General features: G+C 73.5%; 12 protein-coding genes and 1 pseudogene. 1 reads left to right on the forward strand and 12 read right to left on the reverse strand.

Annotation, left to right across the window (positions count from 1 at the left end):
- Positions 1-74: 74 nt before the first annotated feature.
- Positions 75-371, forward strand: coding sequence for a DUF1707 domain-containing protein (locus HJC40_RS13235; RefSeq protein WP_250001265.1), 297 nt, complete (start codon positions 75-77; stop codon positions 369-371).
- A 91-nt stretch (positions 372-462) separates the two neighbouring features.
- Here the strand turns inward: HJC40_RS13235 and HJC40_RS13240 are convergent, their stop codons facing one another.
- From HJC40_RS13240 to HJC40_RS13295, 12 genes and pseudogenes are all read right to left on the reverse strand, one after another.
- Positions 463-2,286 (reverse strand): ABC transporter ATP-binding protein, encoded by a 1,824-nt coding sequence (locus tag HJC40_RS13240; protein WP_250001267.1) that lies wholly within the window; start codon positions 2,284-2,286, stop codon positions 463-465.
- Entirely contained in the window at positions 2,283-3,974 is a 1,692-nt protein-coding gene (locus tag HJC40_RS13245) for an ABC transporter ATP-binding protein (RefSeq protein ID WP_250001269.1), read from the reverse strand. Before HJC40_RS13245 ends, HJC40_RS13240 begins: the two co-directional genes overlap by 4 nt.
- A gap of 65 nt (positions 3,975-4,039) precedes the next feature.
- Complete coding sequence (locus HJC40_RS13250) at positions 4,040-4,294, reverse strand: hypothetical protein (protein ID WP_250001271.1); 255 nt, start codon at positions 4,292-4,294, stop codon at positions 4,040-4,042.
- Between the two features lie 9 nt (positions 4,295-4,303).
- The gene (gene tsaD, locus HJC40_RS13255) at positions 4,304-5,356 is read right to left on the reverse strand and encodes a tRNA (adenosine(37)-N6)-threonylcarbamoyltransferase complex transferase subunit TsaD (protein WP_250001273.1); all 1,053 of its coding nucleotides are present in this window, start codon (positions 5,354-5,356) and stop codon (positions 4,304-4,306) included.
- On the reverse strand, positions 5,349-5,783 hold the full coding sequence (gene rimI, locus HJC40_RS13260; RefSeq protein WP_250001276.1) for a ribosomal protein S18-alanine N-acetyltransferase: 435 nt from the start codon (positions 5,781-5,783) through the stop codon (positions 5,349-5,351). Before rimI ends, tsaD begins: the two co-directional genes overlap by 8 nt.
- Positions 5,783-6,688, reverse strand: coding sequence for a tRNA (adenosine(37)-N6)-threonylcarbamoyltransferase complex dimerization subunit type 1 TsaB (tsaB, locus tag HJC40_RS13265; RefSeq protein ID WP_250001278.1), 906 nt, complete (start codon positions 6,686-6,688; stop codon positions 5,783-5,785). The genes rimI and tsaB overlap by 1 nt, the downstream gene beginning before the upstream one ends.
- 54 nt (positions 6,689-6,742) lie before the next feature.
- On the reverse strand, positions 6,743-7,420 hold the full coding sequence (gene ung / locus HJC40_RS13270) for a uracil-DNA glycosylase (protein WP_250001567.1): 678 nt from the start codon (positions 7,418-7,420) through the stop codon (positions 6,743-6,745).
- Between the two features lie 164 nt (positions 7,421-7,584).
- Positions 7,585-8,058: a tRNA (adenosine(37)-N6)-threonylcarbamoyltransferase complex ATPase subunit type 1 TsaE gene (gene tsaE, locus HJC40_RS13275; RefSeq protein ID WP_250001279.1), complete on the reverse strand. Its 474-nt coding sequence runs from the start codon at positions 8,056-8,058 to the stop codon at positions 7,585-7,587.
- Positions 8,055-9,134: an alpha/beta fold hydrolase gene (locus HJC40_RS13280; protein ID WP_250001281.1), complete on the reverse strand. Its 1,080-nt coding sequence runs from the start codon at positions 9,132-9,134 to the stop codon at positions 8,055-8,057. Before HJC40_RS13280 ends, tsaE begins: the two co-directional genes overlap by 4 nt.
- Before the next feature lie 212 nt (positions 9,135-9,346).
- Positions 9,347-10,453: pseudogene (gene alr, locus HJC40_RS13285) on the reverse strand (alanine racemase); the annotation flags it as partial.
- Between the two features lie 14 nt (positions 10,454-10,467).
- Positions 10,468-11,946 carry an NAD(P)H-hydrate dehydratase gene (locus HJC40_RS13290; RefSeq protein ID WP_250001283.1) on the reverse strand — a complete coding sequence of 493 codons (1,479 nt, stop codon included), beginning with the start codon at positions 11,944-11,946 and terminating at the stop codon, positions 10,468-10,470.
- Positions 11,947-12,020: 74 nt separating this feature from the next.
- Entirely contained in the window at positions 12,021-12,389 is a 369-nt protein-coding gene (locus tag HJC40_RS13295; protein WP_250001285.1) for a holo-ACP synthase, read from the reverse strand.
- Positions 12,390-12,443 lie beyond the last annotated feature (54 nt).

Raw genomic sequence — 12,443 nt, forward strand, 5'->3', positions numbered from 1 at the left:
CGCGCCCCAGTGGGGCGCGCCCTTTCGCGTTCCGGCGCGTGCCCCGGTTCGCGCTCCGGCGGTAGAGTGCGCCCGTGGAGATCCGGGCATCCGACGAGGACCGCGAGCGGACGGTGGCCGCGCTCGAGCAGCACGCCGGCGCGGGACGCCTGACCCTGGACGAGTTCGCCGAGCGGGCCCAGGTCGCCCATGGCGCCCGCACCCTGGCCGAGCTGGCCGCGGTCGTCGGCGACCTGCCGTCCGACAACACCGGCGCTTCGGCCGCCGCGTCGGTCGCCGCCGAGCCCAGCCGCGAGCTTCTGGTCCTCTTCGCCGTGGCCGCCGCAGCGCTGATCCTGCTCGCCGTCTTCTTCGCCGTGATCCGCGCCTGAGCCGCTCAGCTCGCCTGAGCCGCCCATATGCCCGAGCGCCGCTGGTTCGCTGAGCCGCCGGGTCCCATCGGGCCTTGCCGCTTCACCGGGGTCAGTGGGCGGCTCCGGCACGCGCGGCATCGTCCGGTGACGGCTCGTCCACGTCGGAGACGGGCTCGTCCACGTCGGGGACCCGTTCGCCGTGCCAGGAGCGCCACAGGGCCGCGTAGGGGCCGCCGGCCGCGACCAGCTCGTCGTGGGAGCCCAACTCGGTGATCCGGCCGCCCTCGACCACGGCGACGCGGTCGGCGTCGTGGGCCGAGAACAACCGGTGGGCGATCGCCACGACCGTCCGCCCGTGCAGCACGGCGGCCAGCGAGCGTTCCAGGTCGCGGGCGGCCCGCGGGTCGAGCAGCGACGTCGCCTCGTCGAGCACCAGCGTGTGCGGGTCGGCCAGCACCAGCCGGGCCAGCGCCAGCTGCTGCGCCTGCGCCGCCGACAACGGGTGACCGCCCACGCCGACGACGGTCTCGAGCGCTCCCGGCAACGCCTCGGCCCACTCGAGCGCGTGCACCGCGGCCAGCGCCGCCCGCACCTCGTCGTCGCCCGCGCCCGGACGAACCATGGCGAGGTTGTCGCGAACCGTGCCGATGAAGACGTGGTGCTCCTGCGTCACCAGCGCCACCTCGGTGCGCAGCCGGTCGAGCGGCAGGTCGTGCAGCGGCACCCCGCCCACCGTGATCGTCCCGCTGGTCGGTTCGTGCACGCCGGCCAGCAACCGGCCCAGCGTCGATTTGCCCGCGCCGGACGGACCGACGACGGCCAGCCGCTCGCCGGGCTCGAGAGTCAGGTCGAGGCCGTGCAGCACCTCGCGACCGGTCACATAGGAGAAATGGACGTCGCGCACCTCGATGCGGGCGCCCGCGGGCTCGGCCACGACGGGCGTCTCCCCCTTGTCGGGATCGGCCGCGACCCCCAGCAGGCGGGCCAGCGACGCGGCGCCCACCTGCACCTCGTCGAGCCAGCCGAGCAGCCGGTCGAGCGGGTCGATCAGCATCTGCACATAGATCACCGCGGTGGTCAGCTGGCCCAGCGACACCGAGCCGCGCAGGTAGAGCCATCCGCCGACCAGCAGCGTGGCGACCACCGGCAGCACGTAGCTCACCTCGATGACCGGGAACCACACCGTCCGCAGGAACAGCGTGTATTTCTCGGCTGCCCAGGACCGCCGCAAATCGGCGTCGGAACGCTCGACCCGCTGCCGGTGACGGCGCAGCGCGTCGACCGTGCGCGCACCCTCGACCGTCTCGGCGAGCCCGTCCGTGACCGTCGAGTAGACCGCATTTTGCCGCAGATAGCCGGCCGGCGCGCGACGCAGATACCACCTCGTGCCGACGGTGATGATCGGCACGGCGACCAGCAGCGGAACGGCGAGCAGCGGCCCGGTGAGCACCAGCGCGCCGACCACGAGCGTCACCGTGATCAGCGCGATCATCGTCTCGGGCACGGCCAGGCGGACGCAGCGCGACAAGGCGTCGACGTCGCGGGTCGTGCGGGTGAGCAGGTCGCCGGAGCCCGCCCGCTCCACTGTGGAGAGCGGCAGGGCGAGCACCCGATCGACGAAATCCTCGCGCAGCCGGGCCAGCACCTGCTCACCGAGCCGGGCCGACGACAGATAGGCGAAACGCGTCAGAACCGCCTGAAGCACCACGAAACCGGCGATGATCGCGGCCAGCCGGTCGACGACCCTGAGGCCCCCACCGTCGCGGATGGACTCGACAAGGTCACCGAGCAGTCGCGGCCCGACCAGCCCGGCGACGGCCGCCAGCACATGCAGGCCGACGGTCAGGCCGAGCGCGCGCGGGTAGCGCCGGAAAAGATCGCGGGCATAACGCCGCACCTGGGCGCTGCTCGCCACCGGCAGGAGGTTGCTCACTGCTCCTCCTCGCGCAGCACCGTACGGGCGTAAGCCGGCTCGCCGGCCAGCAGATCGTGGTGGGTGCCGTCGGCCACCGCCCGGCCGTGCTCGACGAAGAGCACCCGGTCGGCCCGGTCGAGCACCAGCGGGCTGGAGGTGCAGAGCACCGTCGTGCGGCCCGTGCGGGCGGCGATCAGGCGGTCGGCTATGCGCGCCTCGGTGTGCGCGTCGACGGCGCTGGTCGGCTCGACCAGGATCAGCACGTCGGGGTCGGCCACCAGAGCCCGCACCAGCCGTAACCGCTGCTGCTGACCACCCGAGAACGTGCGCCCGCGCTCGGCCACCTCGCTGTCGAGGCCGTCCGGGAGCGCCTCGAGGATGTCGATCGCGGCCGCCGCGTGCAGCGCCGCCGGCAAGCGATCGGTGTCGTGCGGGTCGAGATCGGCCCGCATCGGACCGGTGAACAGGCGGGCGTCGTTGTCGGCCACGAGCACGCGTTCGCGCACCGTGGCCAGCTCGAACGAGCCCAGCGGCACGCCGTCGACGAGGCCGCCGTCGGCGTAGCGGCCCAGCCGGTCGGCGATGGCGGCCGCCTCGGCCGGCACGGAGGCGACGATCGCGGTGATCTCGCCGGGCCGGATCGTCACCCCGGACGCCGGGTCGGACAGCTCACCGCCGAACCGCTCGGCCGGCACCGGGACGACCGGGTCGGGCAGGTCGGTGGTCGCCCGCAGCATCCCGACGACGCGGCGCGCGGACACGTGGCCGCGGGTCAGCTTGTCGATCGCCTCGGTGAGCTGCCGCAGGGGCGTGACCAGGAAGGCGGCGTACGCGTAGAAGGACACCAACTGACCGACCGTGATGTGGCCGCTCAGCGCGAACCGGGCGCCGAGCCAGGTGACCAGCACCAGGAAGATGCCGGGCAGCAGCACCTGGGCGGCCTCGAGCAGCGACTCGACCCGGGCCGTGCGCACCCCGGCGCCGCGCAGCCTCTGCGACTCCTCGCGGTAGCGCTCGCCCATCACCGCCTCGCCGCCGACGCCGCGGAGCACGCGCAGGCCGCCGACCAGATCGGCGGCCCGGCCGGTGAGCAGGCCCTGCTGCTCGCGGGAGGCCTGCTGGCGACGATGCAGCGGGCGGATGAGCAGGCCGACGACGGCCATCAGCAGGGGCACGCCGAGCACCACGACGAGCCCGAGCGGCACCGAGGTGGTGAGCAGGATGATCGACACCGTGAGCACCGCGACGAGCGAGCCGGTGCCCCGGGCGGTGATGTCGATCGCGGAGCCGATCTGGCGGATGTCGGACGTGCCGATCGCGACGACCTCGCCGGTGTCGAGACGGCGGGAGAGCGCCGAACCGAGCCGCCCGGCCTGACGAACCGTGACCTGGACGGTGGTGAACATGCCGCCGATGAAGTTGACCAGCGCGAACCGATGCCGGACGACGCCGAACACGGCCTGCCCGGCGCCGGCGGCCAGCAGGACCAGGCTCCAGACCAGCAGTCCGCGACGGTCGCGGCCGGTCGCGGCGTCGATCGCCCGGCCCACGATCGCCGGCACGAAGGCCTGGCAGAGCATCCACAGGACAGCGAACGTGATGGCCGCGTACACCGGCCGCCAGGCCCGCCGGACCAGCCACCGCAGATAGGCGGTGGCCGATCGGCTGTCGGGGGCGCCGGGGTCGGCGTCGGGAAGTTCTCGCATCAGGGACCCGACGTTACGGGCGGGGTGTGACAGTTTGCGACGGCTTTTCGCCGACCGTGACGGGTCTAACGGTCGACCGGCGAGAAGTCCCAGATGTGCGGCGCGCGAGCGATCAGCTTGGCCGGTGGGGCGGGCATGTCCTCCGGGGTGTTACGCCACTTCGAGATGACGACGATGCGGTTGTCGGTGGACGAGTAGACCTCGCTCGACACGTGTTGCGGCAGCACCTCGATGTGCGGCACCGCGACATCGCAGACCCACGACAGCAGCTCGTCGAAGCCACTGAGCGAGGCCCTTATCTCCCACATCCGCGCGATCATGCTGGGTTCCTACCCCGCCACACTGACCGTGGTCAATGGCAGCGCGGAATCGGCCGGCAGATCGAGACGACTCGGGGCGACCCCGGCGGCGACCAGGCGCGAGCCGAGCGCCGCGACCATCGCGCCGTTGTCGGTGCACAGCTGCGGCCGGGGCACGCGTACCTCGATGCCGTGCCGGGCGGCGCGCTCGACGGCCAGCACCCGCAGCCGAGAATTCGCCGCGACGCCCCCGCCGATCAGCAGCGTCCGCACGCCGTTGGCCCGGCAGGCCTCGATCGCCTTGGCGGTGAGCACATCGCACACCGCCTCCTGGAACGAGGCCGAGACGTCGGCCACCGGCACGGGCTCGCCGGCGCGTTCGCGGGCCTCGACCCAGCGGGCCACCGCGGTCTTGAGCCCCGAGAAGGAGAAGTCGTACCGGTGCGCGGCCAGATCCTTGGGCGCGGTGAGACCCCGGGGGAAGGCGATCGACGCCGGGTCACCCTCCCGGGCCGTACGGTCGATGATCGGTCCACCCGGGAAGCCGAGCCCCAGCAGCCGGGCGACCTTGTCGAACGCCTCGCCGGCGGCGTCGTCGATCGTGGCGCCGAGCGGCGTCACCCCGTTGGTGAGGTCGTCGACCAGCAGCAGCGAGGAGTGCCCACCGGAGACGAGCATCGCGATGGCCGGCTCGGGCAGCGGGCCGTGTTCCAGGGTGTCGACGGCCACGTGGGCCGCGAGGTGGTTGACGCCGTAGATCGGCTTCTCCGCCGCGAGGGCGTACCCCTTGGCCGCCGCGACCCCGACGAGCAGCGCCCCGGCCAGGCCCGGCCCGCTGGTCACCGCGATGGCGTCGATGTCGGCCAGGGTGACTCCGGCCTCGTCGAGGGCGCGCCCCATGGTCGGGACGAGGGCCTCGAGGTGCGCCCGGCTGGCCACCTCGGGCACGACACCGCCGAACCGCGCGTGCTGCTCCACACTCGACGCGAGCGCGTCGGCCAGCAGGGTGTGCCCGCGCACGATGCCGATGCCGGTCTCGTCGCAGGACGTTTCGATGCCGAGGACCAGGGGCTCGTCAACCATTGCGCATCATCACCAGGGCGTCCGTGTTGCTCGGTTGGTAGTAGCCGCGCCGGATGCCGACGGGCTCGAAATCGTACGCCGCGTACAGATGCTGGGCCGGGGCGTTGTCGACCGCGACCTCCAGCAGGGTCTGTTTGATCCCCAGCCGGGCGGCCTCGCCGAGCAGCGCCTCGAGCAGGACCCGGCCGGTGCCGCGACGCTGCCCGGTGCGGCGTACGGCGATGTTCTGCACCCAGGCCTCGTCCGGTGTGGCGGCGAGTCCCGCGTACCCGAGAAGGTCGTCCTCCTCGAGCGCGACGACGTAGAAGTTGCGCTGCGCCAGCTCGTTCCAGAACATCGGGGCCGACCACTTCTCGTCGCCGAAGAGGTCGGCCTCGAGCGGCAGGACCTCGGCGATGTGCCACCAGCGGAAGCGCTCTATGCGCATCAGGTCAGCACCGGCTTGCGCCCGGACGGCTCGACCGCGTCGGGCCGGCGCAGGTAGAGGGGGGTGAGCGGGTCGCTCGGCGCGGCCGAACGGATCCGGTCGGCCGCGAGGGCGACGAGGGCGGCGCCGGGCGGATAGAGCAGGTGCTCCTCCACCGGGACGCCGAAGAGGTCGCCGTACTTGAGTGCGCCCTCTCCCACGGCCCGGTCGACCAGATGGCCCACCGCCGACGATCGACCCGGGACCTCGCGCCCGGTCAGATCGATGCCGTCGTCGCGGGCGGTGGCCTGCCCGATCAGGTAGTCGGCCTCGGCCCGGGCCAGCGCGGCGGCCACCCGGGCGGCGTCGGCGCCGGCCAGAGCGGTGGCCGCTTCCAGAGTCTCGGACTCGGCGAGCGCGGCCGCCTCGGTCGCGGCCCGGTTGCGGGCGCGGCTGGTGGTGGCCACCCCGGCCCGGAGGAGGCGGGCAGCCACGTCGGCCGGGCGGGCCACATCGGGCCCGAGAACGCGGACGCCGTCGAGATAGGTGGCGTAATAGACCTCACGACGCCGGGCGTCGGTGGCGACCAGCACCCGGCCCGGTCCGGCGGCACGGCCCAGGGCATCGAGCGAGCAGACTCCGTACGCCGGGATGGCCAGAGCCTGGCTCATGCTCGCCGCCGTGGCCAGGCCGACGCGCAGCCCGGTGAACGGCCCCGGCCCCAGCCCGGCGACGATCGCCCCCAGGTCGCCCGGCCGCACCCCCGCGTCGGCCAGCGTGGCCGCGATCTCGGGGGCCAGTTTCTCGCCGTGCGCGCGGGGGTCGACAGTGCGCCGCTCGGCCACCCCCCGCAGCCCGTCGGCGGTCACCTCCACCAGGGCGGCAGTCGACGCGGGCGTAGCGGTGTCCAGAGCCAGTACGAGCACGTCTCCGACCCTACTGCGCGCTCACCGGCCGGTCCGCGCGGCGGGCCGTGACACTCAGCTCCCGATGGGCTCGGCGCGCGGGTCCCAGTCGATGAGCTCGCGCCCACCGTCGGCGAGGGCCTTGTTGGCCGCGCTGAACGGGCGCGACCCCAGGAAGCCCCGGGGATTGAGCGGGCTCGGGTGGCCCGCCTCGATCACGACGTGCGCCGGGTTGGTGACCAGCACGGCCTTCTTCCGGGCGTAGCCGCCCCACAGCAGGAAGACGACCCGATCGTCGCGGGCGTTCAGCGCGCGGATCGTCGCGTCGGTGAACGCTTCCCAGCCCTTGCCGCCGTGGGAGGCCGCCGCCCCGGCGCGAACCGTCAGCACGGCGTTGAGCAGCAGCACGCCCTGCCGGGCCCACCCGGTGAGATCGCCGGCCGGGGGCGGCGCCACGCCGACGTCCGCGGCCAGCTCCTTGAAGACGTTGCGCAGCGACGGCGGGACGCGCACGCCGTCGCGCACGCTGAAGCTGAGCCCGTGCGCCTGCCCCGGCCCGTGATAGGGGTCCTGCCCCAGGATGAGCACCCGGATCTGCCGGGGTGAGCAGAGCCGGTAGGCCGCGAAGAGGTCCTCGACCGGCGGATAGATCGTGTGCGCCGCGTACTCCGCGGTCACGAACTCGCTCAGCGCGGCCGTCGCGTCGTCGTCGAGAAACTCGGCAAGCTCGGCCTGCCAGTCGGCCGGCAGCATCTCCGCCAGATTCACGTGCTCCCCTTCTCTGTTCGCTGATCGCCTTGCCGATCGCCTTGCTGATCGGCTTGTCGACCGACTTGCTGATCGGCTTGTCGAACGACTTGCTGGTCGCTTTGTCGACCGTCCTGCTGATCGCCTTGCTGATCGGCTTGCCGACCGTCTTACTGGTCGCCTTGCTGATCGGCGGTCAGGCGCGCGAGCCGCGCGGCCCAGTCACCGCCGTGCGGGACCAGGTCGACCACGCGGGTGTCGTCGTCGAGGCGGTCGATCCGCACCAGCAGGTATTCGTCGTTGAGCTGCTCGACCAGGCCGGCGCCCCACTCCACCACGGTGACCGCGTCGTCGGCCGAGGCGTCCAGGTCGAGGTCGTCGATCTCGGCGCGCGGGTCGGCGCTGTCCCCCAGCCGGTACGCGTCCGCGTGCACCAGCGGCGTGCGTCCCCGATGCACCCGGGCGATCACGAACGTCGGCGAGGTGATCGCGTCGGTCACCCCCAGCCCGGCCCCGATGCCCTGCGCCATCGCGGTCTTGCCGGCGCCGAGCGGCCCGGTCAGCAGCACCAGGTCGCCGGGCCGCAGGAACGAGGCGAGCCGTCGCCCGAACGCCCGGGTGTCGTCCACGGTGGCCAGCTTCACGAGATCCTCTCCAGGAACGGCAGCAGCGCGGCGTTGACCTCGTCGGCCTTCTCGAGCATGACCACGTGGCCGCTGTTGTCCACTTTGATCAACTCGGCCTCGGGCAGGTGCTTGAGGATCTCCTCGGAGTGGTTCACCGGGGTCAGGTAGTCGCGGGTGCCGACGATCACCAGCACCGGCACCCCGCGCAGCGCCGACAACGCCGGGAAGCGATTGTGGGTGTACAGGGTGTGCAGGTATTTCGTCAGCGTCTCGACCGAGGTCTTGGAGTTCATCGTCTCCACGAAGGTGACCAACGACGGACTGGGCTTGGGCTCACCGAAGCCGTACCGCCGGGTCAGCAGCCAGGCCAGGTCGGACGACACCACCCGGGCCCGGTCGATCGTGGTGCCGCCCAGGTGGGCGGCCCGGCCCCAGAGCGGGAAGAAGGGCGCGCTGGCCCGGGCCACCAGCGTGGGCAGGCCCAGCTTGGTCTTGTCGATCAGACCGGCCGACGTGGACATGAGCACGACCCCGGTGACCCGCTTGCCGAACCATTCCGGGTACTGCTCGGCGAACGCCATGATCGTCATGCCACCCATCGAGTGGCCGACGAGGATGATGTGCCCGTCGGGCACCGCCGCGTTGAGCACCGCGGCCAGCGACTTGCCGAGCGCCGCGATGTCGTACTCGCCGGACTGGAGCCGGCTGGACCGGCCGTGCCCGGGCTGGTCGTAGAAGACCAGCCGGTGGTCACCGCGCTCGGCCAGCACCTTGCGCTGGAAGTAGAAGGTGCCCATGTCGAGAGCGAAACCGTGTACGAAGACGATCGTGGGCTTGTCGCCCGGGGTCCGCGGCTCGACGATCTCGACGTGCAGCTCGGTGCCGTCGGCGGCGGTGATGGTCCGCTCCCGGTCGAACGGCTGATCGCCGAACGGCTCGTCGACATGCGGATCGCCGGGCGCCTGCACCGAGCGCCGCACCAGCACCCGTTCGACGGCGAACGCGGTCGCCAGGCCGGCCGCGAGCACCCCCACGGCGGCTCCGGCCAGGCCGACCTGCTTGGCCCGCCGGGACGGCACCTTGGCCGGACTCATGACGCACCCCCCATGTCCACCTCACCGGTCCGCCCCGCCCGGCCGTCCCCGGCGTCGCGGTCGAGCCCAGCCACCGATGCGCTGCCGCCGTCCCCGGCGTCGCGGTCGAGCCCAGCCACCGATGCGCTGCCGCCGTCGCCGCCATTGACCGGCCCGCCGGCCGCGGTGCCGCCGTCACCCGTGGCCGTAGCGCTGCCCTCTGTCCCGGCGGCGCCGTCGTAGAGACGGGGAACCCGCGTGCTGCCGAAGCGGGTCACGATCTCGTAGTTGATCGTGTCGACCACGGCGGCCCAGTCGTCGGCCGTGGGGCCGCCGTCGTCGCCCGGGCCGAAGATCGTCGCCACGTCACCGGCCGCGACCGGGTCGTCGCCGACGTCAAGGACGATCTGATCCATGCAGACCCGGCCGGCGATCGTGCGTCGCTTGCCGCCGAGCTGCACCGGCCCGGCGTTGGACGCGGCGCGGGGCACCCCGTCGGCGTAGCCGAGCGGCACCAGCGCCAGGGTCGTCTCCCGCTCGGTGACATAGGTGTGCCCATAGGACACGCCCTGGCCGGCGGGCACGCGTTTGGTCAGCGCGACCCGCGCCCGGGCGGTCATCGCCGGCCGCAGCCCGAACGTCTCGCCCTGCACCGGCGACAGCCCGTAGACCGCGATGCCGGGGCGCACCAGGTCGTAGTGCGAGTCGGGGCGGGTCAGCGTGGCGGCCGAGTTGGCGATGTGCCGGTAGCGCGGCGCGATGCCGAAGCGCTCGGCGACCGCCAGCCCGTCGGCGAAAGCGGCCAGCTGGTGGTCGATGGTCTCGTGGCCCGGCGCGTCCGCGTAGACGAAATGACTCCAGACGCCGACCACGTCGATCTCGCCGTCGGCCTGGGCCTTGGCCGCGGCCTCGAGTAGCGCCGGCCACTCGGCCGCCGTGGCGCCGCCCCGGGACAGCCCGGTATCGATCTTGAGATGGACCCGGGCCGTGCGCTCGGCCCGGCGACCCGCGCGGACCAGCTCGTCCAGCATCTCGAGGCTGCCCGCGTTGAGGTCGAGGTCGGCGGCGACGCCGTCGTGCAGCGGCAGCCCCGGCGAGTGCAGCCAGGCCAGCACCGGCACGTCGAGGCCGGCCCGGCGCAGCGCCAGCCCCTCGTCCAGGGTCGCCACCCCGAGCCAGGTCGCCCCGCCGGCCAGCGCCGCGCGCGCCGAGGGCAGCATGCCGTGTCCGTAGCCGTCGCCCTTGACCACGGCCATGACCTCGGCGGTGGTGCCCGCGCGCAGCGACGCGACGTTGTCCCGGATGGCGTCCAGATCGATCCGGACCTCGGCCTGCCACATGATTCCCAGCCTACTTACCCGTATGACACTGCTGTTTCGGCAGCTCCGTGGAGGTCGCGGACCGTCGCTCGGAGCGCGGCGGCGATGTCGGGGGCGGTGACCGGGCCGTCCTCCGCGGCCCGGCGGCCGGCCAGCCCGTGGGCGTACGCCGCGGCGACGGCGGCCCGCTCGGGCGGCAGCCCGCCGGCCAGCAACGACCCGAGCAGACCGGCCAGCACATCACCGCTGCCCGCCGTGGCCAGCGCGGACGTGCCGGTCGGGTTGACCCACACCGCGCCGGCCGGGGTGGCCACGATCGTCCGGTCGCCCTTGAGCAGCACCACCGCGTTCGTCCAGGAGGCCAGCTTGAGGGCGGCGCCGACGCGGTCGGCGCCGGGCGCCTCGCCGGCCAAGCGCTTGAACTCGCCGTCGTGCGGGGTGATCACCACCGGGGCGTCACGGCGCAGGTCGTCGGCGTGCCTGCCGTCGACCAGCAGGGTCAGCGCGTCGGCGTCGAGGAGCACCGGCAGCGGCGTGGCCAGCACGCTGCGCAGCGTGGTGCGGGCCTCGTCGTCGGTGCCGAGCCCCGAGCCGCACACCCAGGCCTGCACCCGGCCGGCGTCGGCGACCCTGGGCACGGCCACGACCGACGGGTGCGCGCGGACGACGTCCTCGTAGGCGCTGCCCGCGTAGCGGACCATGCCCGTCGGGCCCGCGAGCGCGCCGCTCACCCCGAGCAGCGCGGCGCCCGGATAGGTGGCCGAGCCGGTCGCGATGCCGACCACGCCACGGGTGTACTTGTCGGAGGCCGGGCCGGGACGCGGCCACCAGCCGGCGACGTCGCCGGCGTCGGGCACGGACGCTGCCGGGCCGGAACGCAGGACCGGCCCGAGCCCGATGTCGACCAGCTCGACGTGACCGCACCGCACGGCGGCCGGCCCGACCACGTGCGCGGGCTTGAGGCAGCCGAAGGTGACGGTGACATCGGCGCCGACCGCGTCGCCCGGCACATCGCCGGTGTCGACGGCCACGCCGCTGGGCACGTCCACCGCGACGACCACGGCGCGCGCGCCCGATCGCCCGCGCAGGGCACTCAGCCGGTCGGCCACGGCCACGGCGGGCGGGCGCAGTCCGCCGCTCGCGCCGATGCCGACGATGCCGTCGAGCACCAGATCGGCCCGCTCCGGCAGGTCGCGCACGGTGAAACCGCCGGCCGCGCGCAGGGCCCGCAGACCGGCGAGGTGAACTCGCTCGGGACTCATCAGCAGCGCCCGCACCTGAGCGCCGCGCCGGGCCAGGAGCGCGCCGGCATAGAGCGTGTCGCCCCCGTTGTCACCGCTGCCCACCAGCAGCAGCACGCGGGCGCCGTAGACGCCGCCGCCGTCGTCCAGCAGCAGGACACATCGCCGGGCCAGCCCGGCGGCCGCCCGCTGCATGAGCGTGCCCTCGGGCAGCGTGGCCATCAGGGATCGTTCGGCCGCGCGCACGTCCGCGACCCGCCAAGCCTGCCGCATCGGTCCTCCAGCTCCTGTTGAGACGATGCCGACCGTTCTAGCGCACCCCTGCGACATTTTCGCGGCGGCGCCGGTCAGGACTCCGCGACCACCATCGCCGAGGCGATGCCGCCGTCGTGCGAGAGCGAGAGATGCCATCGGTTGACCCCGCGCTCGGTCGCGACGGCGGCGACAGTACCGGAGACCGTGAGCCAGGGGCGGCCGTCCGGATCGGCGACGATCTCGCAGTCGTGCCAGAGCATGCCCGCGGGCGCGCCGAGCGCCTTGGCCACCGCCTCCTTGGCCGCGAAGCGTGCCGCCAGCGACTCGGCCGACCGCGGGTTTCCGGAGACGGTCAGCCGCTCGCCCTCGGTGAAGAGCCGGACCGCCAGCGACGGTGTCCGGTCGAGGGCGCGAGCGAAGCGCTCGACCAGGACCACATCGATGCCGACAGCCACGATCACGGCCCAACTTTATCGGTAGACGCCTCCTACCATCCGGCCGAGCGGCGGACCCGG

The sequence above is a fragment of the Actinoplanes sp. M2I2 genome, assembly GCF_023544445.1.
Classification (GTDB): Bacteria; Actinomycetota; Actinomycetes; order Mycobacteriales; family Micromonosporaceae; genus Actinoplanes.

Bases quoted from the DNA above. Each gene is read 5' to 3' on its own strand.
- rimI (WP_250001276.1), bottom strand. From the start codon at position 5,783: ATGCGCATAGAGCGCTTCCGCTGGTGGCACATCGCCGAGGTCCTGCCG.
- ung (WP_250001567.1), bottom strand. From the start codon at position 7,420: ATGCTGCCGGCCGACTGGCAGGCCGAGCTTGCCGAGTTTCTCGACGAC.
- HJC40_RS13245 (WP_250001269.1), bottom strand. From the start codon at position 3,974: ATGCGAGAACTTCCCGACGCCGACCCCGGCGCCCCCGACAGCCGATCG.
- tsaD (WP_250001273.1), bottom strand. From the start codon at position 5,356: ATGGTTGACGAGCCCCTGGTCCTCGGCATCGAAACGTCCTGCGACGAG.
- HJC40_RS13280 (WP_250001281.1), bottom strand. From the start codon at position 9,134: ATGAGTCCGGCCAAGGTGCCGTCCCGGCGGGCCAAGCAGGTCGGCCTG.
- HJC40_RS13250 (WP_250001271.1), bottom strand. From the start codon at position 4,294: ATGATCGCGCGGATGTGGGAGATAAGGGCCTCGCTCAGTGGCTTCGAC.
- HJC40_RS13290 (WP_250001283.1), bottom strand. From the start codon at position 11,946: ATGCGGCAGGCTTGGCGGGTCGCGGACGTGCGCGCGGCCGAACGATCC.